Raw genomic sequence first — 22,992 nt, 5'->3', positions numbered from 1 at the left:
TAAATAATCTGTAAACACACGCCATACATTTAACTGTAAGTACAAAATGGGGGTTGAATGTATACGATGAAAAAATGGATCACAAGCTTATTTCTGACCGCAGCGATACTGTTTGGATTGATGGGTGCGGAAGTGTATGCTCCGCAGGATGTCAAAGGCGCATCACGGTATGACCAGGTTCTTTACTTTCCGTTTTCACGTTATCCTGAAACCGGCGATCACATTAAAGATGCGGTAGCGGCCGGGCATTCAGATGTATGTACGATTGACAGGGCCGGGGCGGATGAGCGCAGGGAGGAGTCTTTAAAGGGGATTCCTACGAAACCGGGGTATGACCGGGATGAGTGGCCGATGGCAGTATGTGAAGAAGGCGGGGCCGGGGCGGATATCCGGTATGTCACCCCATCTGATAATCGAGGCGCCGGTTCATGGGTCGGGAATCAAATGAGCGGTTATCCTGATGGTACGAGAGTATTATTTATCGTACAGTAGAGCGAGCTTTCTTTTGAACGAGTCCGTACAAGTTTTTTCTAACTATCCTTAGTCTGTCCAGTTTTACACTCTAATTTCTGCCCGGTAGTATATAAACCGCAATTTTGTGGTATTTAGATATGGAAAGGAGTGACAGGATGGACATTGATTTTGTAATTCGCTTAGCGGTTGCGGGCTTTTTAGGCGCACTCATCGGTTTAGAAAGAGAATTCAGAGCGAAAGAAGCCGGCTTGCGGACGCATTTCTTAGTTGCAGTAGGCAGTGCATTAATGATGCTTGTATCTAAATATGGGTTTTCCGATATCATTCATAATGAACATACGTCCTTGGATCCAAGCCGGGTCGCCGCACAAGTCGTAAGCGGGGTCGGATTTTTAGGTGCGGGAACCATCATTTTACAAAGGCATATTGTTCGCGGTCTTACGACGGCGGCCGGCATTTGGGCTACTTCGGGAATAGGACTGACAATCGGCGCCGGAATGTATGTAATCGGAATCAGCGGGACGATACTGGCATTGATCGGTCTTGAACTTTTGAATGTCTTGTTCAAATCGATATCCACGCATTCTTTATTCATCGGCTTTGATGCGGACCAAAAAGATTCTATATACAAAATTCTTGAGCACATAGAAGCAAAGGGCATTTTAATATCTTCTTATGAAATAAAGAACAAAACAGCAGCGAATCAAATCATATATGCCGTTGAGGTAAAAGGGAAAGCCAAGAATAAAAGCGGTAAAGTAGAGCTCATTAAAACGATTCAGTCAATCCCTCATATTTTGTCTGTGAAAGTGGAATAAATCGCAATAAAAAAGGGCGGTGAGCCGCCTTTTTTTGGTTTATTCAGATGTGTTTCTCTTACATTCGGACAATGACTGATCCGCCGCTGCCGTTGCCCCCGTTTGTGCATACGCGGTTTTGCTGTTCTTCAATGGAACGCAGCAATTGATTGTTTTGTTCACTCATTTTAAGTAATTGTTCCATTTTATATTCCAGGTTTCTGAGCCTTTCTGCAAATTCCTGCGGATGATAACCCCATGCTGAGGAAGAGGTTTTTTTAGACGAATAAGGCCAATGCGAATTCAAGTGTGAATACATATAAGAGCCTCCAATATCTAGACTTGTGTAGTACATATTATGTTTTCGGGATATGAGTGTTCGCCTATTTATGGCCAAGAGATATCAGGTCTGGCTTCCTTGCGTGAGCTAAAGAAAGTGAAACTAAAATAAGAAATCAGGATGCTTATCGCTGATGATGAACTATATGGAAAGAGGAAGTCCGAAGAAGTTTGAGACAACATAAAAAGGGGGCTAATCCCCCTTTCTATCTGCATGATACTGATTCAGCAATACATCTAATGCCTCGCTCAGCCTGATCGTGTCAGGATGAATCCGGCCTTTTTTGACTGCTGACAGTATCATTTTTTCTCTCGTGATTTCGATGTTTTTAAGCAATTCTTTTTGTTCTGCCTCTGAAATAACAAAATCACTCCATAATTCGGGGCGGAAAAGGATGGAGTTCATCCTTATTTTAATATGAAGCGCCCCCTCGTCACAAGTGTTTCGTTATGCCTTAAACCAATTTAGGGCCTTCCGCCATATCCATATCCGTAGTGCCACGGATAGTAAGGTCTCGGATAGTAGTAATAAGGGGGAAAAAATGGATAATAGGGTCTTGGTCTCGGATAGTAGTAAGGCGGATAAAATGGCGGTCTCGGTCTCGGGCGCGGATAATAATAAGGCTGTCTTTCATCGGCAAAATCGATTTGTTCAAAATCTTCATAATAAGGATAATTCAAGGGGAAAACCTCCCTGACTTTTTTTATTCTGTTTACTATATTCCCTTTTTCCCAGATAGTGTAAGTACATCTTTTTTTCGGGATCCTAGGCTGATTCTCAAGGGTTTTTCTTTTCATATCATATGAAAAACGTTTGACAAGAACTGCTAAAACTCTTAATATTACAAATGGGAAACGAATATTACTTTATTGTTACAATTAGATGTCAATTTGAAAGTTAGGATGATCGCTTGATGTAAAGAAAGGAATATAGGGCTAAAGTTTATCATCTGTTGATTTTAAAACGAAATGATTACGAAAGAAGGAGAAAGGTTTGTTTGCAAGCAGAATAAAGTGGATCAATGTGCTATTGCTGATTGTATTAATGGCTGGCATCATTGGTTACTGTCAAAATAAAATCTCAAACGACAATGAAAAGAAAAAGATAAAAATGGATTCAACATACGGCGATGTAGAGATTGCGACTCTCGTTAACGATGGAAAAACGTATAACTATGCCGTCAACTATCCTGTATTTAAAAATAAAGTTATTGATGAGAAGTTTAAGAGTTATGCAGAAAAAGAACTTCATAAGTTCCAGCAGGAATACAAAAAAGCAAATCAGGAAAGCACGAAAACGCGGTACGAATTAAATATAAATTACAATATCGTTCATTACGCAAAGCAATCAGTAGCGGTCGTGTTCGATGAATATAAATATTTAGGCGGCGCGAATGGAGAAACAACTCAAACGACATTTAATTTTGACTTTGATAAGCAAAAATTTATCAAGCTTAATGATGTTTTTAAAAAAGACACAGATTATCTGAATCAGCTTTCATACATATCTTATCAAGAATTAAAGAAAGAAAAAGAAATTGCCGCCAATGATGAGCTGTTAAAAGAAGGAACGGCTCCGACTCAGAAAAATTTCAGCCATTTTGCCATAAAGGAAGATTATCTAGAAATTTATTTTGATAAATATCAAGTAGCTGCCGGATATCTCGGTGAGCAATCCATCGCGATTAAAAAAGATCTTTTGAAAGATATGATGAAAGAAAAGTATTTGAATAAAAAGAAAAACAAGAATAAAATCAAGGAAAATAAACCTAAACACGAAGTCATTTCCCTGCCGAAAGAGGAAACGATTGATCCCGCTCAAAAAGCTATTGCTTTAACCTTTGACGATGGACCGAACCCTGCGACAACCAATCAAATTTTGGATTCGTTAAAGAAATATAAGGGGCACGCTACGTTTTTTGTGCTTGGAAACAGGGTTCAATATTATCCTGAAACCTTAAAGAGAACGCTGAAAGAAGGACATGAGGTCGGGAACCATTCATGGAGCCATCCGCTTCTTACAAGGCTTTCCGTTCAAGAAGCGATGAAACAGATCAATGACACACAGAATATCATTGAAAAGATAAGCGGCTACCGGCCGACACACGTAAGACCTCCATATGGCGGTTTAAATGATTCTCTGCGCAACGCTTTTAACATGAAAGTCGCTTTATGGGATGTTGATCCGGAAGATTGGAAATATCGTGATAAAAAAACTGTCGTCAATCACGTTTTAAGCCAAGCGGGGGACGGAAAAACAATACTGATCCATGATATCTATTCCACATCTGCGGATGCAGCCGATGAAATTATTCGCAAATTAACAGATGAAGGATATCAATTGGTAACTGTTACGCAAATGGAGGAAATAAAAAAACAAAGAGAAGAAAAATAGTTTGAAAGGCTGCCAAGGGGGGATCTTGGCAGCCTTTATTTTATTCTGAAATCAATAAGAGCCAGTTGTTGCCCACACATTCAGGCTGGGTCCGGAATACTTGCCAAAAGCGTATGAACTCCTGGGATCTAAATCATAAACCATCGGCGTATAACAAGATTTTTGGCCTGCCACCGCCTTGCCATTGCCTCCTGAAGAATCACAGTTATACCGCTTTCCATCCGTGTTGCGGGTAATCTCCGCATTCGCTTCATAACCGGATGTCAGCGTGTTGTTCATCGAAATTTTAGCCCAAGCTGTTTTACAAGTACTGCTGAATTTCAGTTCCACCACGCCAATGACTTGATTGTTTGCATTCACTAAGTTAGCGGATTTTTTTGTGGAACCGCTGGAATCACAGTCATTGTAATATGGGCTTTTTCCATCGTAAGAATGGGTTTCGGCGTTAACGGGAATGCCTTTGCCGGCCAAAAACAATGCAGTGACTAGAAACATCAAGGACACTTTCATGAACAAGCTTTTCATCAATCATTTTACCTCCTTCAAATGAGAAACAATAAATCATATTACTCTCCCATGCGAAAATGCATGTCTGTCGTTTTTATTTATTTAAAGGTCTTTTTCTAAGGAGTCACTTGCAGTGTAATCAGATCAGCTGATTCATCTGTGTTTTAATTTGTGTCTCATGAAATCCCTGCAGGTAATGTCTATCACAACGCCTATCCCAATTCCTATCGTATAAGCTCCCAAATCGCTCCATAAAAACCCATACCCTAACACTAATCCGCCAAGTGTTGTGTCTCTGATCCGATCAATCCAGTCGGTATGATACAGTTGGCTGCATTCTATAAGGTAGCAAAACGCAAGGCTTATTAATCCTGCCCAAGATGTTTTCATCGTATGGAAAACAAATCCGGTCCCAAGGAAAATCATGAGCGCCCACAGTGCATCGCCTGCATAGATATTCAATACATCCGGCAGAACATCAGGGATTTTTCTGGACAATAATCCCAGCCTCATGACAACAGCAGCCATTCCGGCATAAGCAAATCTATTCCGTTTATCAATCATCTGAAAAACCTCATTTCACATATCTTCCCGCACGAATTCTCCAGATGTATTGTAAGGAATATGGGTGAGTGTGTCCACAATAAAAAAAGCAGCGGCTGGACAGCCGCTGCTCTTCTCTAAACATCTATCTCGCTTTTAAGTTTACATGGTCGGCTGTCTGGTCGCTGCCGATGACAAAATGAAGCTCATAGTCGCCTGTGAAGTAAACATAATCTATTTCATGTGTGTGCGGAACAGTTAGAATTTGATCCGCGCTGCCGATTTGTTTACTTAACACAGCCGGTGTGATTCCGCCGAGGTTTTGCTGTCTTTCCACCCCGGTTCCGAAGTAGCGGATTTGTGAAATGGTATTGTCTTTATTATAGGAAAATCCATAGCCGGGATTCCCCATATTTGAACTGTATAAATCGAATGGGTCGCCGGCATCCGCTTTTTTCTCCGGTTCTCCGATTTTGTTATAGACATCGCTTTGTGTGCTTTTATTGAGTTTCAGACCTTCGATATCTTGAGGCATTTCTCCTTTAAAGGCGGTGTTGTAGAGCTCGTTCAGAATCTCAGCTGCTCGTGGGTGTGTCGTTTCAGATGCAGCTGCCGATTGAGACGCAGCTTGTGCCGGCGCAGAAAAGGACACCATTCCCACTCCTAATACAGAACCTGTCAATACAGTCGCTGTGACCGCGGTAGCCATCGTTTTTTTTGTGAGCATTTTATACCTCCTCCGTCAAGATATAGTATCGTTTCCCTTGAGCTTTCTAGCCAAAACATGGCTTCTTCATGTTTTGATGTTCGGCTGTGAGGGAACTGAAATGTTTAGTTAGTGATATACAAGGGGGAGAAAGGGGACATGTCAGATGACAAATTGTAAAGTGATTGTAAATGGCGTCGAAATGGAGACAGCCGGGGAACAAACCGTGCTGAACCTGCTTTCTGACAGCTCTATTGAAGTGCCGCATGTATGCTATCATCCAAGCCTCGGCCCAATTGAGACTTGCGATACTTGTATTGTCAGTGTAAATGGGGAACTGGTGAGATCATGCTCCGCCGAATTAAAAGATGGAGATGTGATTGATACTCTCTCCTCTGAGGTGAAAAAGGCGCAAGTGATTGGGATGGATAACATTTTATATAATCACGAATTATACTGTACGGTTTGTGATTACAACAACGGGGGATGCGAAATACATAATACGGTGAAGGAAATGAAAATCAATCACCAAAGCATTCCATTCGACCAAAAACCGTACCATAAAGACGAGTCTCACCCGTTTTACCGTTATGATCCGGACCAATGTATTTTGTGCGGACGCTGCGTAGAGGCATGTCAGGACGTACAGGTAACTGAGACGCTGACAATAGATTGGGAACGTAAACGTCCGCGCGTGATTTGGGATAACGACGTACCCATCAACGAATCCTCGTGCGTCTCATGCGGCCATTGCTCTACCGTTTGTCCGTGCAACGCGATGATGGAAAAAGGGATGGAAGGAGAAGCTGGTTATTTAACGGGTATAACTGAAGAAACCCTTCGCCCGATGATTGAAATGACAAAAAGCGTTGAGACCGGCTATGGTTCCATTCTTGCCATTTCTGACATGGAATCGGCGATGCGGGATGAAAGAATAAAGAAAACGAAAACTGTATGCACATATTGCGGAGTCGGGTGCAGCTTTGACATTTGGACGAAAGGCAGAGACATTTTGAAGGTCGAACCGCAGCAAGAAGCCCCTGCCAACGGTATTTCCACATGTGTCAAAGGAAAATTCGGCTGGGATTTTGTAAACAGCGAGGAAAGGCTGACAAAGCCGCTGATCAGGGAGGGCGACCATTTCCGTGAAGCGGAATGGGAGGAAGCGTTAGCGCTGATTGCCGATAAGTTTTCAAGTATTAAAGAGGAATATGGTCCTGACGCGCTTGCTTTTATTACGTCTTCGAAATGTACGAATGAAGAATCCTATCTCATGCAAAAGCTCGCAAGGGGAGTGATCGGCACAAATAATGTGGATAACTGCTCCCGCTATTGCCAATCCCCCGCTACAGCCGGGTTATTCCGGACAGTCGGATACGGAGGAGATTCAGGTTCAATTCAGGATATAGAAAAGGCAGAGCTTATATTGATTATCGGCTCCAACACGTCTGAATCACACCCTGTATTATCGACAAGAATCAAAAGAGCCCACAAATTGAGAGGCCAAAAAGTGATTGTAGCTGACCTCAGAAAGCATGAAATGGCAGAGCGTTCCGACTTATTTATCCAGCCTGACGCGGGTTCCGATATTGTCTGGCTTAATGCGGTTTCAAAGTATTTGATTGATAATGGTATGGCCGATGAGGCATTTCTTAAAGATAGGGTCAATGGTCTGGATCAATTTGTGAAGAGTCTTGAGCCGTACACAATGGAATACGCAGAGAAACAAACCGGCATTGATAAGCAAACACTTATCAAGATCGCAAACATGATTCATGAAGCGGACAGTATGTGTGCATTATGGGCGATGGGGGTCACGCAGCATATCGGAGGCAGCGATACGAGTACAGCGATTTCCAACCTGCTGCTGGTAACGGGAAATTATGGTAAGTCGGGCGCCGGTTCTTATCCGTTGCGCGGCCACAATAATGTACAGGGAGCCAGCGATTTCGGAAGTATGCCGGACAGCCTGCCGGGCTATGAAAAAGTGACAGACGAAAAAGTGCGGGAAAAATATAAACAAGGCTGGGGGACGGAAATACCGGCCGAACCCGGTATGACAAACCATGAAATGATTGAAGAAATCCACTCTGGGCAGCTGAAAGCTATGTATGTCAAAGGAGAAGAAATGGGGCTTGTGGATTCCAATATTAATCACGTTCACGCTGCTTACGAGAAGCTTGACTTCTTTGTCGTTCAGGACATTTTTCTGTCCCGTACAGCGGAATATGCGGATGTTGTGCTTCCGGCAAGCCCGAGTCTTGAAAAAGACGGAACCTTTACAAATACGGAGCGCCGGATTCAGCGTCTTTATCAAGTCTTTGAGCCGCTTGGGGAATCAAAACCGGACTGGCAGATTATTATGGAAATCGCCAATCAACTAGGTGCGGATTGGAGTTACGATCATCCGGCTGACATCATGCAGGAGGCTGCGGTGCTCTCGCCATTATATGCCGGTGTAACATACGAACGGCTTGAAGGATACAGCTCCCTGCAATGGCCAGTGAGCGCAGATGGAACGGATTCGCCATTATTATTTGAAGAAGAATTTCCGTTTCCGGACGGCAAAGCCGTTCTCTATCCAGTCCAGTGGACCAAGCCGTCAGAGTTTGGCGAGGAATACGATATTCACGTAAATAACGGGCGTCTTTTAGAGCATTTCCATGAAGGCAATCTGACGTATAAATCAAAAGGCATTTCTGAAAAAACACCGAATGCATTTTTGGAGATTTCCCATGAGCTCGCCGAAGAAAGAGGGATCAAAGACGGCACGCTGGTGAGGCTGACTTCACCATATGGAAATGTGAAGGTGAAATGCCTCATCACTGATCGCGTCAAAGGAAAGGAAGTCTACTTGCCGATGAACGATTCCAAAGAGGCGGCGATCAACCTGTTAACAAGCAGCTATTCAGACAAGGATACAGATACACCTGCTTATAAAGAAACCTCTGCGAAAATGGAAATTTTAAAACATGACGGAATTAATCCGCTTCCGAAAATCAACCATCGAAACGGAAATCCTCAGCCGCAAATCGGTGTGCAGGTTCAAAGGAAATGGGCGCGGAAGGATTATATGTTCCCTGGAGATGCTGTAAAGAAAGGGCTGAAACATAATGGCTAAAGCGATCACAAAGATTCAAAAACAAACTGTGACAGAAGAGGATCAGCGCAAACGGGATTTAGAGGAAATTGAAACGGCTTTAATTGATCATAAAGAGGCCATTCTCGAAACGATGCATATCCTGGGCCATATGAATGACCGCGGTATTCTGTCTGCATTGAACGGACTGTTTGGCCAAGGCGACAAGGTGATGGATATATTGGTGAAAACAGCGGACAAGCCTGAAGCTGCAAATATGCTGAAGAATCTTCTTTTGCTTGGGGGCACGCTCGGAATGCTCAATGTAAAACAGCTGGAGCCTTTCATCCTGAAGATCAACGCCGGTGTGGCAAAAGCAGCGGAACAAAAAGACAGCAATGAAAAAACAGGCTATTTCGATATTCTCCGTTCCTTAAGAGACCCGGAAATCAATAAGGCGGTCACAATGCTGTTTACTTTTCTGAAAGGCATGGGGGAGGATACAAAGGAGAAGGAGAGAAATACCCAGCCTCCCGAACATCAGCAGCATCATCAAGAGCCGCACGACAACAGTGACATGAATAAACGAGATTGATTCCTGACACCCGAGCTGAAAACGGCAGCTCGGGTTTTTTGTGAAACACCGCTTCAAACCGGATGTAAATCCTAATAGATCATATGACTCTTCCTTTTTACCTTACAAATGAAAGGGAAAGTTTATGAAGTTTGGTAAAAACATTACTTTATTCCCTGTTAATGAGAGAGGTAACCTATTTATAATAGAAAACGATTACTTTAGATGGGGGAACAGGAATGAAAAAAGTCTTATTGTTATTATTTATGCTGACAATTGGTTTAGCGCTTACGGCATGCAGCCAATCAAAAGATGCTTCAGCTGAACAAAAGGAAGAAAAGAAAGCAAGCGAAAAGAAAGAAGAAACAACAAAAGACAAAACTGAAAACAAAACAGATGAAGAGGTACATAAGATTGGCGAGACTTTTAAAGCTATGAATACTAATTTCTCAGTCAATAAGATTTATACTGCTCAAAAAGGCGAGTATAAGGTGAAATTAAGTGAAGAAAAAGAAAGATCTCTGCAAAAGAACGAGGAATTTTTAATTGCAGAGGTAACAATTGAAAATAAAGGCGAAAAATCAATAGACTACAGTATATTAGGGTTTGAATTAAAGGACGGGGAAGATAAAACCATTTTACCTAATATAGTATCGACCCCAGATATAGACACGTACATTCAAGCAGGAAACTTAGCTTCAGGCAAAAAAGTAACCGGAACTATCAGTTTCGTGGTACCTAAAGGGGAAAAGGACCTTACGCTCGTCTATAAACCATCTTTTTTTGATTTGACAAAAGAGGAAAATATTCATTATCTCATCACACTTAGATAGGTACAGCTCATGGCACGTTTTCCGCACCTAGGAAGCGTGCTTATTTTTTATAAGTCGATAACCAAAATATGGTATAATGGTAAGGGCTTTCAGATTTGTTCAGTTGAGGTGATATACATGAATAGAAAGTGGCTTGAGCGGGCGAAGCGTATTCAAGCAATAGCGCAGGCGGGTCTCGCTTTTTCGAAAGACGCCTATGACAGAGAAAGATATGAGGAGCTAAGTAAGGTCGGTAAAGAGATGATGGCAGATTATTCTGATTCGGATATAGAAATGATTGCAGACTTATTTGTGGGCGAGCCGGGCTATCCAACTCCGAAAGCGGATGTTCGCGGCGTGGTATTTCATGAGAATCGTATTTTGCTTGTCCGGGAGATCCATGATGATCTGTGGTCGCTGCCGGGCGGGTTCTGTGAGATTGGATTATCGCCGGCTGAAAATGTTGTAAAAGAAATCAAAGAAGAATCAGGATATGATACCGTTCCCGAAAAATTACTGGCCGTTTTGGACAGCCATAAGCATCCCCATCCGCCTCAGCCTTATCATTACTATAAGATCTTTATTCAATGCAGGATTGTCGGCGGGCAAGCAAAAAGCGGTTTAGAGACGAATCATACAGCTTTTTTTCCAGCAAACAGTCTGCCTCGTCTATCCCCGAAAAGAAATACAGCCTCACAGCTCAGTATGCTTTTTGACTTTGTACAGGACCCGGAAAAGGAAACGGTGTTTGATTAACAATAAAAGAGCCCGAAAGGCTCTTTTATTTATAACGCGATATGTTTCTCACTGGCCAGTTTAAGAAGCGTGATAATAGAATCGGCTTTTTTGCTGCCAAGTTTCTTTTTCAATTGATTTACTTCAATTAATTGATTTCCATATACATCAACTGACGCTTTATCGACCACGGTGTGCCAGTTTTCCTGTTTTTTTCCTTCAGCAAGCGGTTTTGAATGTTTCTCAGAGAAAGAGAACACAAACATCACAAATACGAGTGAAAGTATCATTCCTGCGTACAGTTTTTGACGATTAGTCTGGGCTGTCATATTGTTCTCTCCTTCACAATTTTACCCTCTATTTAATCATATATCGTATTTTATTGAAATAATGGAAAAGTCATTTTTTAAAATAGTTCATATGGTTTGAACAAAGTTGTTTTTGGCTGTTGATAATCTGGTGAATCTGAGCCGGTATCCGATGATTATGTCTATAGTCACGTTGTGAGCCGTATCAATGGAGATGAATAGAAAAGAATTGAAAGATTATGGTAAGATGAACGAAATTCGAGAGGGAATATATGATGCCTCTTTGCACCTCGTTGTTTCAAAACAGACTTCCTGATTCAAGAATTTGACTTTACATCCCTCTCTTTGGCGATAGCAGGAGGTGGTGACATGCATCAAATGAACAACACATTGTTTGATGGGGAGTGAGAAAATGAATGTAGTAAATCAGCGGCAGGCTTTACAGCGAGCTATATTGAAAGGGAAAAACGAACAGGACGCTTACCATCCATTTCCGTGGTACGAATCAATGAGAAGGGAATCCCCTGTTCATTATGATGAAGAAAACCAAGTGTGGAGTGTTTTTCTTTATGAAGATGTGAAAAAAATAATCGGGGATAAAAATGGTTTTTCCAGTTATATGAAGCAGCAATCGAATTCACTGGGGAATTCGATCATTAATATGGATCCGCCGAGACATACGCAGATTCGTTCAGTTGTCAACAAAGCGTTTACTCCGCTGGTCTTGAAGCAGTGGGAATCGAGGATTCAGGCCATTACAGATGAATTAATTGATCGTTTACTTGGAAGCCGGGAGTTTGATCTAGTGCAGGATTTCTCTTATCCTCTTCCTGTCGTTGTGATATCTGAACTGCTGGGAGTGCCTTCAGAGTATATGGATCAATTTAAAAAGTGGTCGGACATTCTCGTAAGCATGCCAAAGGATGGCAGTGAGGAAGCAGAAAAAGCTTTTCAGGAAGAAAGAAACAAATGCGAACAAGAGTTAGCGGCGTTTTTTGCCGCCACCATAGAAGAGAAACGGAAAAAACCGGCACAAGATCTCATCTCGATTTTAGTCAAAGCGGAAGAAGAAGGTGAGAAGCTTTCCGGGGAAGAATTGATCCCGTTTTGTAATTTACTCCTTGTGGCAGGGAATGAAACGACGACCAACTTAATATCAAACGCGATGTACAGCATATTAGAGATGCCTGGGGCTTATGATGAGCTCAGGGACGACCCGGCGCTTATTCCTCAGGCAGTGGAAGAAGCCTTGCGTTTCAGGGCTCCCGCACCGGTTTTGCGGCGAATCGCCAAACAGGATGTGGAACTAAGAGGGCATCTCATCAGAGAAGGAGATATGGTTTTGGCTTTTGTGGCGTCTGCGAATCGTGATGAAGCGAAGTTTGAACAGGCACACATATTTGATATTCATCGTCATCCTAATCCGCATATTGCGTTTGGTCACGGCATTCACTTTTGTTTAGGCGCTCCGCTTGCGCGTCTTGAAGCACAAATTGCTTTGAGAGCTCTGACAAATGCGTTTTCTGGCATGGAACGTATCAGTATATCGCCAATTGCAAACAGTGTGATTTATGGGTTAAAGAGTTTTCGTGTAAAAGTTTAGAATTTTCCAGAAATAAAAGATTCAAAATATAACTGGAGGCTGAAAAATGAAACAGCATCATATCACAATCATTAATATCCCTGCGTATGGCCATGTAAACCCCACACTTGCATTAGTGGAGAAGCTTTGTGAAAAAGGGCATCGGGTAACATACGCTACGACAGAGGAATTTGCTCCGGCGGTTCAACAAGCGGGAGCCCGCCCGCTTTTATATGAAACAACCATTTCGGTAGATCCTCAGCAAATTAAAGAATTGATGGAAAAAAACGAAACGCCGCTTATGTTTTTGAAAGAATCGCTTGGGATCTTGCCGCAGCTTGAAGAATTGTATAAAGAAGACCAGCCTGACCTTATCGTCTATGATTTTATCGCATTGGCGGGAAAACTGTTAGCTGATAAGCTTCAAGTGCCGGCTGTCAGACTCTGTTCGTCATACGCTCAAAATGAATCCTTTCAGATGGGAACTGAGGAGATGCTCAAACAAGTCAAAGAAGCAGAGGCTGAATTTCAGGCCTTTCTGGAGCAAGAAAACTTGCCGGCTGTCTCATTTGAACAACTGGCTATACCAGAAGCGTTTAATATTGTCTTTATGCCGCGCTCTTTTCAGATTAAGAACGAAACCTTCGACGACCGCTTCTGTTTTATCGGTCCGTCTCTTGGAAAACGAAGCGAACAAGAGCGCCTGTTGTTAAAAGAGAAAGGCGATCGCCCGCTTATGCTGATTTCACTGGGAACGGCCTTCAACGCCTGGCCGGAATTCTATCAAATGTGTATGGAGGCTTTTGGAGGGGCAAAATGGCATGTCATTATGTCAGTAGGAAAATCAATTGAGCCTGACAGTCTTGGTGATATTCCTGACAACTTCACGGTCCGCCAGAGCGTTCCGCAGCTGGACGTATTGGCGGAAGCTGATGCATTTATTTCTCACGGAGGAATGAACAGCACGATGGAAGCGATGAACGAGGGAGTGCCGCTTGTAGTGATTCCGCAAATGCATGAACAGGAACTCACGGCTCAGCGTGTCGAAGAATTAGGACTCGGAATTTACCTGCCGAAAGAAGAGGTCAGTGTACCTCGTTTGCAACAGGCGATCGGTAATATATTCTCTGACAAAGAGATTCACAGCCGCGTGAAAGATATGCAGAAAGATGTAAAGGAAGCAGGCGGAGCAGAACAGGGCGCGGCGGAGATCGAAGCGTTTATGAAAAAGTCTGTCGTTCCGCAATAAACAATTTGAACCGGAATCTGCTTAGATTCCGGTTTTTATACGGAAAAGGGTGTGATGTTATGGAAAAAGAAAATGCGATTTATTTAATTACCGGGGTCATGGCAGCAGGTAAATCTACCATTGCGCAGCTTCTATCAGAGCGTTTGGAGAAAAGTGTCCATGTACGGGGAGATATATTTAGAAAAATGATAGTAAATGGCGAGGTGCAAATGTCAGACACTCCTTCAAAGGAAGCGTTGGGACAATTGCTCCTTCGTCATCGGCTGGCAGCTAAAGCAGCGGATATGTATTTTGAAGCGGGATTCAATGTCGTTGTGCAAGATGTCATCATTGGTACGATGTTAGGCGACATGGTGGAGTTTATAAAAAGTCGTCCCTTGTATGTCATCGTCTTGGCGCCTCGCCCGGACATAATAGCGGCCAGGGAGTTTTCCCGTCCAAAGAAAGGGTACGGCAAAATAGAGATTCTCTCTCTTGAGAAAGTGTTGCAAACGGAAACGCCGCGGATTGGTTTGTGGATCGACTCCTCACATCTAACGCCGGAAGAGACAGTGGAAGAGATCATCAGCGGTTTAGATAAAGAAGCGAAAATAACATAGATCGTGAGTTTTCTATTTTTAAAACGAAAACGTAACACGGCTCATCTTTCATGATATTCCCGCATCCGCCTCCTCATCTCGGCAGCCGTTGCCGTCGGATCGTCAATCGCAAATATAACATAACGATATTTTTTATGGCCGTCTAATTCAATGATGACAAGAGGCTCTCTTCGTTCATAGGAAAGAAAATACCATTCATCCGCATATTTATAGCTGCCTTCATATATATGAAGGGGTGAAATTGAGGTGCCGGGCATTCTGAGCATCCATTTGGGGGCATCAAAATAATCGACATTTACACTTTCAATGTTACTGTAAGGCATGCTGATTTTATGTTTGAGAGCCAGAAAAGGATGTAAGCCGGTTAAGAATAAAGTGACTTCTTGCTCGCCAAAGTGGACTTTTCTGCCCATAAAATCAAACCCCCTATTTAAATATTCTTTTTCAGTCCGCACCTGCGGCATTCTCTTAGGAATTTTCCGCTCTTCACTGAGCTTTTAAACAGCGTATAGTCACAATTGTCACAGCGTCCGCTATGTACATCGGGAAATTCATTAAATTCGTAAATAACGGTTGTGTCATATCCTTTTGTTTCATACTCTTTTGCAGTTTCCATCATCAAACCTCCGGTAATCAATCGTCTCAGTGGTTAATATTACAGCAATCGCCCCGTGTATTCAACGGCATGCAAAGGCTTTATTTTTCTTGCTTTTCGAAATAGTTTACGCAACAATATCTTATATTGATAGGAAATTGGATGAGCGAATGAACGGTGTGTTGGATGGTCTCTTTTGATAAAAAGTAATGAAAAGGTCCATTCAAATAGGCTGTCGCTGACACTACATACGGGAAGAGGGAACAGCTATGGGAAAAGGATTGCTTGGGAAGCGCATTGCCATCGGCGGGTCGCGGAAAACGGAAGAAATCAGCACGCTGATCAAAAAACAAGGGGGAGTGCCTGTTGTTCGTTCTCTTCAAGGGACGGTTTTCTTAGCTGACAAGCAAGTGGAACCCGATTTACAAAGATTTGTTGAAGAACAAGCGGATTGGGTGATTTTTACGACCGGTATCGGTACTGAGACTTTGGTCGACTTGGCAGAAAAAACCGGAGTGAAGGAGCCATTTTTAAAAACGCTTCGAGAAGCGAAAATTGCTTGCAGAGGATACAAAACATTTGCCGCACTGAAAAAAATGGACGTGATTCCGACAGCAGTTGACGAGGATGGAACAACCGAAGGGCTGATACGCTCTTTAGAAGCGTATGATTTTTCGGGAAAAAGGGTCATGGTGCAGCTTCATGGAGAAAAAGCGCCGTCGTTAATGGCTTTTCTTAAAGAAAAAAGAGCATCTGTATTGCCGATTCTGCCTTATCGGCATATTCCGCCTGAACCGGAAACTGTGGACTTAATATGCCGTGAACTGATGGATCGTAAGCTTGACGCGGTCTGTTTTACCACGGCGGTTCAGGTTCGTTCGCTTTTTGATTTTGCCAGAGAAAAAGGGTGCATTAATCAAATCAAGGATGCATTTAAGGAAGACGTCTTAGCGTCAGCTGTCGGCAAAGTGACCGCTGAGGCGTTACGGGAAGAAGGAATCAGCCGATTGCTAGCGCCCGATATTGAGCGGATGGGCGCTATGATTATAGAGCTATCCCGCTTCTATGAGGCGCTGACGGAAAATTAATGGCTGGCATGATTTGAAGAATGGTTTCTTCAAATCATGATATGTGCCCGGCGGAAGCGCCATTGCAGGTCCTTTGGGCGACTATGTTAAAGAGCCCGTCTATGGCAAGGTAGACATGCTCAGAGCAGAATTTGACCATCGCGAGCAGTCAATTCGATTTTGACTCAGTTGAACATGATTAAAGGCCTGATATCTTTCAATTGCATGTAAATGAGGAGAAGCAAGAGAATGTGAAGTGGAGAAAAAGTTAACCTGAATGGCCCCTTTTAAAAAGCCGCTTTCCCAATGGGAACAGCGGCTTTTTGTCTTATGATTGCTGCTTTAACTGCTGGTGTACTGTAAATAGAGACGGATATGTAAGCATGCTTAAAATGACGCACGTCAGCGCGGCTGAGGCCATGGTTGTAAACACAATCAATAATTGAAAGCGCACCGCCTGTATCGGGTCCGCTCCGGCCAAAATTTGGCCTGTCATCATACCTGGAAGCTGTACGAGCCCTAATGTTTTTTGGCTTTCGAGCGTCGGTATCATACTCGTTTTCATACAGGAAGTGAGGATATGCTGAATGGATTGCTTAGGTGTTCCGCCGAGTGACAAAATGAGTTGAATTTCCTCTTTGCGCACCGTAATTTCAGAGCCGAGCCGATTTAAAAACAGGCTTGCCAGCACCATAGAATTTCCGATCACCATTCCGCTTATGGGAATAACATATCTGGCGGTGAGCGGAATCACTTGGAGCGCCAAAAGAATCCCTTGGGTGACGATTTCTACAATGGCCAGAGTAAGAAACACTCTCCAAAATGATCCGATCGTTATTTTTTTGCGTTTTGCAACATTTTGAGCTGCCACGGCGAGCATTAACAGTACCATTAGAATGATAAATGCCGGGTGGTCCGAGTGGAAAATCAGCGACAAAATATAACCGATCAAAAGAAGCTGAACCGCGGCTCTTATCGTCGCGATGATCATATCTTTTTCCACACCGGCTTTGAATGATTTGGATAAAAATAAAGCGATCAGAACAAAGATCATTGTCAATGAGAGAGAAAGGTAATCCATCACCGGGTGCCTCCCTTCAAAAATTCTCTGGCCGCCTCATGCTTTGGATCAGTAAAAAAGACCCCGCTTTCAGCAGTTTCCAGCACCCGGCCATCGGCCATAAACCAGATTGTATCAGCAACCCTTTTTGCCTGTTCAATGTTATGGGTCACCCACATGACCGTCAGTTTTTTTTCTTGGTGCAATCTGATGATCAGCTCTTCAATCTCTATGGCCGAAACCGGGTCTAAGGCGGATGTGATCTCATCTAATAATAAAATAGATGAGGGATTCGAAAGCGTTCTTGCCAAAGATAGCTTTTGCCGCTGACCGCCTGATAAATCCCGCGCGCTGCGATCTAACAATTCGTCAGAAAGCCCTGTGAGGCGCGCAAGCTCTTCTGGGGTAAAGAGCTGTTTTTGATGCAGTTTTGCGGCCAGAGACAGGTTGTCCCTTACGGTTCCGTCAAGAACGGGCGCGGACTGGAAAGCAAGGCCGACTGTTCTTCTAAGTTCACTGATGTTCCAGTCTCTGACCTCCTTTCCATGTATGTACACTTCGCCTTCATCAGGCGTTTTCATTAAATTGCATATCGACAGCAGCGTGCTTTTTCCTGAACCGGACGGGCCTAAGACCATGACAAAATCGCCTTGCTTCACTTCTCCCGTTATGCCCTGTAAGACTTCATAGGATGCCCCGTTTTGTTCATAGCTTTTTGTAACTGTAGTAAAGGAAATGGCAGATGTGCCGCTGTTCATAGATGTTTCTTTCATTGATTCATTCATCACCTTTTTCGTGCCTTTCTATAAAAAAAGAAAAGCGAGACTATACATAAATATAACGTGAATTCAGCACTTGTAAAGGGGAGGGAAAGCAGAAATCCGGAGAACACTGTGATATGTTCTCCGGATTGAATATCATCCTATCAGATAGATTGTGCTTTCTCTTTGGCAGCAGCTTTGGGAATTCTTTGCCTCGAGGCGAAGGTGTGTAAAATCATTCCCGTAATGATGAATAACAAGCCTGAAAATGAAAGGAGAGATGGGAATACACCTGATAATAAAATCATTTCGCCAAGCAAGGCAAAAATCACTTCGCCAGATTGAGTCGCCTCAACCGCGGCGAGCTTTTGCGGATGATCCCTTACTATGTCAGTCGCCCAAAAAAATAATACTGTCGCAACAATGCCCGAACTGACGGCGACGATAAAAGATTGAACCGTCTGTCCCATGCTTGGCAGACCGTCAGACCACCAACCGTAAGCAGCTAACAGAAGCCAGAAGGGTAGGCTTGCCAATGTCATGCCAAGCACCCTTTGAAATGTATCCAGCTTCCCCCCGTATTTGACGAGCATTTTTCGATTTCCAAGCGGATAAGCAAAAGCTGCGATGACAACAGGCAATACACTGAAAAGCAGCATCTTGGCAGATAGAGATTCCGCATGCTGAAGCTGGATGATCCCCGCTCCGAGAAGAATAATAAAAGACGTCATCAGGGCAGCGAGCGGAATCTTTTGCCGCACAAGCTGCGGACCGCCTGGAAGGTCCTTGGTTTGATAAAAGAAAGGGGATAAAAGGACACCGGCCACAATGGTAATCTGCCATGTCCCGGCTACCAGCCAACCCGGTCCGAATGCAGCGGCAAAAGTTATCGGAGCGTAAAAAAGCACAAAGCCTACAAAACTCCACTTGAGCCAGAACAACGGGTGTTTGCGCATTTCTTTTAAAAGAGGCGTTAATTTACCCTTCATCATGACGATGAATAATAAAAACGGAACCATAAAAATAAAGCGTAAAGAAGCGCTCCAATACCAGCTGCCCCCGGAAAGCTCCATCGCTCTGTTCAAAACAAAAGTAACAGCAAAGAAAAGTGAAGCCAATATTCCTACTAATATCGCTTTCATAAGATCCCTCATTTTGGCATGATATTTTTTATACTATACTATCCGCAGAGTCTTATCGCAATAAATAGTCAGAAAGTTATCGTGTTTTGAGAGGTTTTAGAAGTGGAATGAAAAAAACAGGAGGCGATTAAATGAAAACAGAGACATTTTTTCTGCAAGACGGCGGCAGTATTCCGAATCATCCGGTCCTTCCGCTCGTTATTTACAAAGAAGCTTTAAAAGGCCGGCTGGAGCAGGCGGAGCAAATCGTAAACCAAAACCAATGGACAAATAGCTGGGCAGGGGACGTATTTCAACAGCACCATTATCACAGCAATACCCACGAAGTGCTTGTGGTCATAAAAGGAAGCGCCACCATTCAATTCGGCGGGGAAGAAGGAGTCAGCATCAGCGTGCAGGAGGGGGATGCGGCGGTGATTCCCGCAGGAACGGGGCATAAAAATATAGACTCAAGCTCAGATTTTACTGTTATCGGGGCTTACCCGGACGGCCGGCAGTACGATCTGAAGACAGGAAAACCGGGAGAGCGCACAGAAGCGATAGAAAGAATCAAACGAGTGCCGCTTCCAGACCGGGATCCAATAACGGGAGAAAGAGAGCCGCTCCTTGATATTTGGCAGAAGGCTTAAATTTTTTTTGTTAATATATAGTATTTTAGAAACGTTATAACTCAAGCTCCATATAAATTAATTTCATAAACGAAACAATTCACGTTCAAATTTTGTTCAAAAAGTGTTATCATATAGAAGTAAATATAAATTGGGTTTTTTAAGTTTGCTATTTTCAGAGGGGAAAAGGGATTTTGACTTATTCAATTGTTTTTAGGAGATAAAAATAATACTGAATATGGCAAAGTGAAAAACTGGGTAGGAAACATTTATTTTTGCAGATGATTGTGCATAAATTCACAATCCTTCTTCTCATGCCCTGAAAGGCGTGGGATTGAGAGTGTACTGCCCTTTCCAAAAAAAATCAGCACATCGCTTATAGTAAAGGAGAATCGGATATGCCAGAAACAATCGATCAAACAAATGTATCTGTTAGCCAAGGTCAACAAGATTTAATTGATCAGCTGTTAAAACCAGAAGTTCAAGAATCATTGACTGCATTAGTAGACCAGCTTCCAAAACTGACTGAGTTGGTGAACATTTTGACGAAGTCATATGATTTCGCACAGTCAGTTGCGACTGATGAAGTATTGAAGAGCGACACAGTGGGTGCGCTTACAGAAATTCTTGAGCCTGTAAAAGAAACGGCTAAAGAAGTAGCTGCAACAGCAATTGAAGCAAAAGACCGCGCGGATGAAAGCAATGAAGTCATCGGACTTTTCGGTTTGCTCAGAATGCTGAAAGACCCTCAGGCTCAGAAGCTGTTCCGCTTCGCTCAAAGCTACTTGCAGATCATGTCTGAACGAGAAAACCAAAAATAATATACGTAGATTAATTTGAATAAAGGACGGAGGATATACGATGTCAAAACATATTGTCATTTTAGGCGCTGGCTACGGCGGTGTCCTATCTGCTTTAACAGTTCGCAAACATTACAGTAAAGATGAAGCGAGAGTAACAGTGGTTAACAAATACCCGACTCATCAAATCATTACGGAATTACACCGTCTGGCAGCAGGCAACGTTTCTGAAAAAGCGATTGCTATGCCATTAGAGAAGCTTTTAAAAGGAAAAGATATCGATCTTAAAATCGCAGCTGTAAACTCTTTCTCTGTTGATAAAAAAGAAGTGTCTCTTTCAGACGGTTCTTCATTAACGTATGATGCGCTTGTTGTAGGTCTTGGAAGCGTAACAGCTTACTTCGGCATCCCGGGACTTCAAGAAAACAGCATGGTGCTTAAATCAGCTGAAGATGCGAACAAGATTTACAAGCATGTTGAAGACCGTGTGCGCGAGTATGCGAAAACAAAAAATGAAGCTGACGCAACGATCCTTATCGGCGGCGGCGGGTTAACTGGTGTTGAACTTGTCGGTGAACTTGCTGACATCATGCCGAATCTTGCGAAAAGCTACGGCGTAGACCCGAAAGAAATTAAGCTGAAATTGGTTGAAGCAGGTCCGAAAATTCTTCCTGTGCTTCCTGAAGACTTAATCGAACGCGCGACTGCAAGTCTTGAAAAACGCGGCGTTGAGTTCTTAACAGGTCTTCCTGTTACAAATGTGGAAGGAAACGTTGTTGACCTGAAAGACGGCCAAAAAATCGTGACAAACACATTTGTTTGGACTGGCGGCGTACAAGGAAATCCATTAGTGGGCGAATCTGGCCTTGAAGTGAATCGCGGACGCGCAACTGTTAACGATTTCCTTCAATCTACTTCGCACGAAGATGTATTTGTTGCCGGAGACAGCGCGGTTTACTTTGCGCCGGACGGCCGTCCATACCCGCCGACAGCGCAAATCGCTTGGCAAATGGGGGAGCTTATCGGTTACAACCTGTATGCTTACTTAGAAAACAAAACGTTAGAAACGTTCAAGCCGGTAAACTCCGGTACACTTGCAAGCCTTGGCCGCAAAGACGCGGTTGCGATCATCGGAGCAAACGCTACGCCTCTTAAAGGCATGCCTGCTTCCTTGATGAAAGAAGCAAGTAATGTACGTTATTTAACACATATTAAAGGTCTTTTCAGCTTGGCTTACTAAGCCTTACAAGCTGTCTGTAGACATTGCCGAAAAGCGCCCCTTTCTGGGACGCTTGGAGGTAATGTCTTTTTTTATGTTTTGGCTGTGTTAAATGTTAATGTTGATTATTAGATAGAAATAAAGGAAACCCAACTAATGGTTCCCAATCCTGTTCAATTAACCTTACTTTAATAAGAAAATACAGACTTTAACTTTCTGCCGATAAAATTAGCAGGTACAGGCATTAGTTCTAATTCTCTTGCCCAAACAGAAAGTTGACCGATATGGTGAATTTCGTGGGCAATTATATGATGTAATATTTCATCTTTAGTGTATTCATTTTCATCCCAGGGAACCGTTACAAATCCATCGTGTATTTCATGTGTATTAGTCTTTAAAAATTCAACTATTTCATATCGCAATGTATTTGAGAGAGTTATAACCCTCGCAAGAGTCTTATCATCATCAAAATTAAATACCACATCTTCTTTACCCTGAATACCACGAAGCCAACTATATTCAACGTCGATAATGTGAAAAAGAGTGTATAAAATACTGCCTACTCCACCTATGCGGTCTTTTAACAACTCTTCTGTTGTTAGTTGATTGCACCAGTGAAACCATTCGTCTCTAACCTGCCAGTTATACTCAAAAAAATTTATCATTATAAGCACTCCAATATTAAATTATTTATCCAATTAGACTATTATCTCTAAAACTACACAATACATTTTCCAAATCGGACAACGTGTTCGGATGCACAATGAGGACACTCAAAACCTTCTTTGAAACGAGTTTCTCTCATTTCGTTGATTAGACGACCGCCAAAAGACGATGAAGGTTCAACATAGCGTTTTACCCATTGGCAGACTTGTTCTTTTTGGGTATGTGATAGTTTGTCTATGTGGCTTACCTTACACCCCGAAAGTTCGTTCTTATAATGATTATACCAAGAATTTAGATGTCAACATTGTATGGTGAAAAATAATTATGCCAATAGCGTTTTTACGTTCTAAAAATGAGAGCGTTAACAATTTATTT

General features: G+C 42.8%; 27 protein-coding genes and 2 pseudogenes. 15 read left to right on the top strand and 14 right to left on the bottom strand.

From position 1 onward, the window contains the following. Positions 1–66 precede the first annotated feature (66 nt). Both GXP75_RS03460 and GXP75_RS03455 read left to right on the top strand, forming a co-directional pair. The gene (locus GXP75_RS03460) at positions 67–492 is read left to right on the top strand and encodes a NucA/NucB deoxyribonuclease domain-containing protein (RefSeq protein WP_242556137.1); all 426 of its coding nucleotides are present in this window, start codon (positions 67–69) and stop codon (positions 490–492) included. Positions 493–629: 137 nt separating this feature from the next. After that, on the top strand, positions 630–1,292 hold the full coding sequence (locus GXP75_RS03455; RefSeq protein ID WP_242556136.1) for an MgtC/SapB family protein: 663 nt from the start codon (positions 630–632) through the stop codon (positions 1,290–1,292). A gap of 58 nt (positions 1,293–1,350) precedes the next feature. Here GXP75_RS03455 and GXP75_RS03450 read toward each other — a convergent pair whose 3' ends face one another. The 3 genes from GXP75_RS03450 to GXP75_RS03440 all read right to left on the bottom strand — a co-directional run bounded on the left by GXP75_RS03450 (position 1,351) and on the right by GXP75_RS03440 (position 2,291). After that, entirely contained in the window at positions 1,351–1,590 is a 240-nt protein-coding gene (locus GXP75_RS03450) for a hypothetical protein (protein ID WP_106359748.1), read from the bottom strand. A 213-nt stretch (positions 1,591–1,803) separates the two neighbouring features. After that, the gene (locus GXP75_RS03445) at positions 1,804–2,016 is read right to left on the bottom strand and encodes an aspartyl-phosphate phosphatase Spo0E family protein (protein ID WP_003327511.1); all 213 of its coding nucleotides are present in this window, start codon (positions 2,014–2,016) and stop codon (positions 1,804–1,806) included. Between the two features lie 59 nt (positions 2,017–2,075). After that, entirely contained in the window at positions 2,076–2,291 is a 216-nt protein-coding gene (locus GXP75_RS03440; protein ID WP_242556135.1) for a hypothetical protein, read from the bottom strand. Positions 2,292–2,604: 313 nt separating this feature from the next. Between GXP75_RS03440 and GXP75_RS03435 the strand changes: the two genes are divergently transcribed. Next, positions 2,605–4,005, top strand: coding sequence for a polysaccharide deacetylase family protein (locus tag GXP75_RS03435; protein WP_242556134.1), 1,401 nt, complete (start codon positions 2,605–2,607; stop codon positions 4,003–4,005). 51 nt (positions 4,006–4,056) lie between these two features. Here GXP75_RS03435 and GXP75_RS03430 read toward each other — a convergent pair whose 3' ends face one another. From GXP75_RS03430 to GXP75_RS03420, 3 genes are all read right to left on the bottom strand, one after another. Beyond that, positions 4,057–4,530 carry a YjfA family protein gene (locus tag GXP75_RS03430; RefSeq protein ID WP_214917878.1) on the bottom strand — a complete coding sequence of 158 codons (474 nt, stop codon included), beginning with the start codon at positions 4,528–4,530 and terminating at the stop codon, positions 4,057–4,059. Between the two features lie 135 nt (positions 4,531–4,665). Further along, complete coding sequence (locus GXP75_RS03425) at positions 4,666–5,076, bottom strand: ribosomal maturation YjgA family protein (protein WP_242556133.1); 411 nt, start codon at positions 5,074–5,076, stop codon at positions 4,666–4,668. A 124-nt stretch (positions 5,077–5,200) separates the two neighbouring features. Next, complete coding sequence (locus GXP75_RS03420; RefSeq protein WP_106045221.1) at positions 5,201–5,782, bottom strand: YjgB family protein; 582 nt, start codon at positions 5,780–5,782, stop codon at positions 5,201–5,203. Positions 5,783–5,927: 145 nt separating this feature from the next. Between GXP75_RS03420 and fdhF the strand changes: the two genes are divergently transcribed. The 4 genes from fdhF to GXP75_RS03400 all read left to right on the top strand — a co-directional run bounded on the left by fdhF (position 5,928) and on the right by GXP75_RS03400 (position 10,982). Next, positions 5,928–8,882: a formate dehydrogenase subunit alpha gene (fdhF, locus tag GXP75_RS03415; RefSeq protein WP_242556132.1), complete on the top strand. Its 2,955-nt coding sequence runs from the start codon at positions 5,928–5,930 to the stop codon at positions 8,880–8,882. Next, the gene (locus GXP75_RS03410) at positions 8,875–9,435 is read left to right on the top strand and encodes a helical membrane plugin domain-containing protein (RefSeq protein WP_214917869.1); all 561 of its coding nucleotides are present in this window, start codon (positions 8,875–8,877) and stop codon (positions 9,433–9,435) included. The genes fdhF and GXP75_RS03410 overlap by 8 nt, the downstream gene beginning before the upstream one ends. A 218-nt stretch (positions 9,436–9,653) precedes the next feature. After that, positions 9,654–10,247 carry a DUF4352 domain-containing protein gene (locus GXP75_RS03405; RefSeq protein ID WP_242556131.1) on the top strand — a complete coding sequence of 198 codons (594 nt, stop codon included), beginning with the start codon at positions 9,654–9,656 and terminating at the stop codon, positions 10,245–10,247. 117 nt (positions 10,248–10,364) lie between these two features. Further along, entirely contained in the window at positions 10,365–10,982 is a 618-nt protein-coding gene (locus GXP75_RS03400) for an NUDIX hydrolase (RefSeq protein ID WP_277990644.1), read from the top strand. A gap of 29 nt (positions 10,983–11,011) precedes the next feature. Here GXP75_RS03400 and GXP75_RS03395 read toward each other — a convergent pair whose 3' ends face one another. Continuing rightward, positions 11,012–11,290 carry a hypothetical protein gene (locus tag GXP75_RS03395; protein ID WP_061571269.1) on the bottom strand — a complete coding sequence of 93 codons (279 nt, stop codon included), beginning with the start codon at positions 11,288–11,290 and terminating at the stop codon, positions 11,012–11,014. 391 nt (positions 11,291–11,681) lie between these two features. On the opposite strand from GXP75_RS03395, the gene GXP75_RS03390 reads away from it, so the two are divergent. The 3 genes from GXP75_RS03390 to GXP75_RS03380 are packed head-to-tail and all read left to right on the top strand — an operon-like array spanning position 11,682 to position 14,699. Continuing rightward, complete coding sequence (locus GXP75_RS03390; protein WP_242556129.1) at positions 11,682–12,872, top strand: cytochrome P450; 1,191 nt, start codon at positions 11,682–11,684, stop codon at positions 12,870–12,872. 46 nt (positions 12,873–12,918) lie between these two features. Further along, positions 12,919–14,100, top strand: coding sequence for a macrolide family glycosyltransferase (locus GXP75_RS03385; protein WP_242556128.1), 1,182 nt, complete (start codon positions 12,919–12,921; stop codon positions 14,098–14,100). A 59-nt stretch (positions 14,101–14,159) separates the two neighbouring features. Then, the gene (locus GXP75_RS03380; RefSeq protein ID WP_214918256.1) at positions 14,160–14,699 is read left to right on the top strand and encodes an AAA family ATPase; all 540 of its coding nucleotides are present in this window, start codon (positions 14,160–14,162) and stop codon (positions 14,697–14,699) included. Between the two features lie 41 nt (positions 14,700–14,740). Here the strand turns inward: GXP75_RS03380 and GXP75_RS03375 are convergent, their stop codons facing one another. Then, complete coding sequence (locus GXP75_RS03375; RefSeq protein ID WP_214917859.1) at positions 14,741–15,112, bottom strand: hypothetical protein; 372 nt, start codon at positions 15,110–15,112, stop codon at positions 14,741–14,743. Between the two features lie 17 nt (positions 15,113–15,129). Further along, the gene (locus GXP75_RS03370; RefSeq protein WP_061571274.1) at positions 15,130–15,315 is read right to left on the bottom strand and encodes a DUF8096 family protein; all 186 of its coding nucleotides are present in this window, start codon (positions 15,313–15,315) and stop codon (positions 15,130–15,132) included. A 248-nt stretch (positions 15,316–15,563) separates the two neighbouring features. Here GXP75_RS03370 and GXP75_RS03365 point away from each other — a divergent pair, with 248 nt between their 5' ends. Next, positions 15,564–16,382, top strand: a complete 819-nt coding sequence (locus GXP75_RS03365) for a uroporphyrinogen-III synthase (RefSeq protein WP_242556127.1) — start codon at positions 15,564–15,566, stop codon at positions 16,380–16,382. 49 nt (positions 16,383–16,431) lie between these two features. Further along, a pseudogene (locus tag GXP75_RS03360) lies at positions 16,432–16,633 on the top strand (nitrilase); the annotation flags it as partial. 56 nt (positions 16,634–16,689) lie between these two features. Here GXP75_RS03360 and GXP75_RS03355 read toward each other — a convergent pair. From GXP75_RS03355 to GXP75_RS03345, 3 genes are all read right to left on the bottom strand, one after another. Further along, a complete protein-coding gene (locus GXP75_RS03355) occupies positions 16,690–17,442 on the bottom strand; it encodes an ABC transporter permease (protein WP_242556126.1) in 753 nt (250 codons plus the stop codon). Continuing rightward, positions 17,442–18,194 (bottom strand): ABC transporter ATP-binding protein, encoded by a 753-nt coding sequence (locus GXP75_RS03350; protein ID WP_242556125.1) that lies wholly within the window; start codon positions 18,192–18,194, stop codon positions 17,442–17,444. Before GXP75_RS03350 ends, GXP75_RS03355 begins: the two co-directional genes overlap by 1 nt. 152 nt (positions 18,195–18,346) lie before the next feature. After that, positions 18,347–19,324 (bottom strand): DMT family transporter, encoded by a 978-nt coding sequence (locus tag GXP75_RS03345; protein WP_242556124.1) that lies wholly within the window; start codon positions 19,322–19,324, stop codon positions 18,347–18,349. A 131-nt stretch (positions 19,325–19,455) separates the two neighbouring features. Here GXP75_RS03345 and GXP75_RS03340 point away from each other — a divergent pair, with 131 nt between their 5' ends. The 3 genes from GXP75_RS03340 to GXP75_RS03330 all read left to right on the top strand — a co-directional run bounded on the left by GXP75_RS03340 (position 19,456) and on the right by GXP75_RS03330 (position 21,972). Continuing rightward, positions 19,456–19,953, top strand: a complete 498-nt coding sequence (locus tag GXP75_RS03340) for a cupin domain-containing protein (protein WP_242556123.1) — start codon at positions 19,456–19,458, stop codon at positions 19,951–19,953. 377 nt (positions 19,954–20,330) lie between these two features. Next, the gene (locus tag GXP75_RS03335; RefSeq protein WP_003327487.1) at positions 20,331–20,753 is read left to right on the top strand and encodes a helical membrane plugin domain-containing protein; all 423 of its coding nucleotides are present in this window, start codon (positions 20,331–20,333) and stop codon (positions 20,751–20,753) included. Between the two features lie 40 nt (positions 20,754–20,793). Further along, positions 20,794–21,972 (top strand): NAD(P)/FAD-dependent oxidoreductase, encoded by a 1,179-nt coding sequence (locus tag GXP75_RS03330; protein ID WP_061571279.1) that lies wholly within the window; start codon positions 20,794–20,796, stop codon positions 21,970–21,972. A 167-nt stretch (positions 21,973–22,139) separates the two neighbouring features. Here GXP75_RS03330 and GXP75_RS03325 read toward each other — a convergent pair whose 3' ends face one another. Together GXP75_RS03325 and GXP75_RS03320 are read right to left on the bottom strand one after the other, a co-directional pair. Continuing rightward, positions 22,140–22,616: a DinB family protein gene (locus tag GXP75_RS03325; RefSeq protein WP_242556122.1), complete on the bottom strand. Its 477-nt coding sequence runs from the start codon at positions 22,614–22,616 to the stop codon at positions 22,140–22,142. Positions 22,617–22,681: 65 nt separating this feature from the next. Continuing rightward, positions 22,682–22,855 (bottom strand): annotated as a pseudogene (locus GXP75_RS03320) (IS1595 family transposase); the annotation flags it as partial. Positions 22,856–22,992 lie beyond the last annotated feature (137 nt).

The sequence above is a fragment of the Bacillus sp. HU-1818 genome, assembly GCF_022695965.1.
Lineage (GTDB): Bacteria > Bacillota > Bacilli > Bacillales > Bacillaceae > Bacillus > Bacillus atrophaeus.
This window is presented reverse-complemented; position numbering and strand designations above follow the sequence as displayed.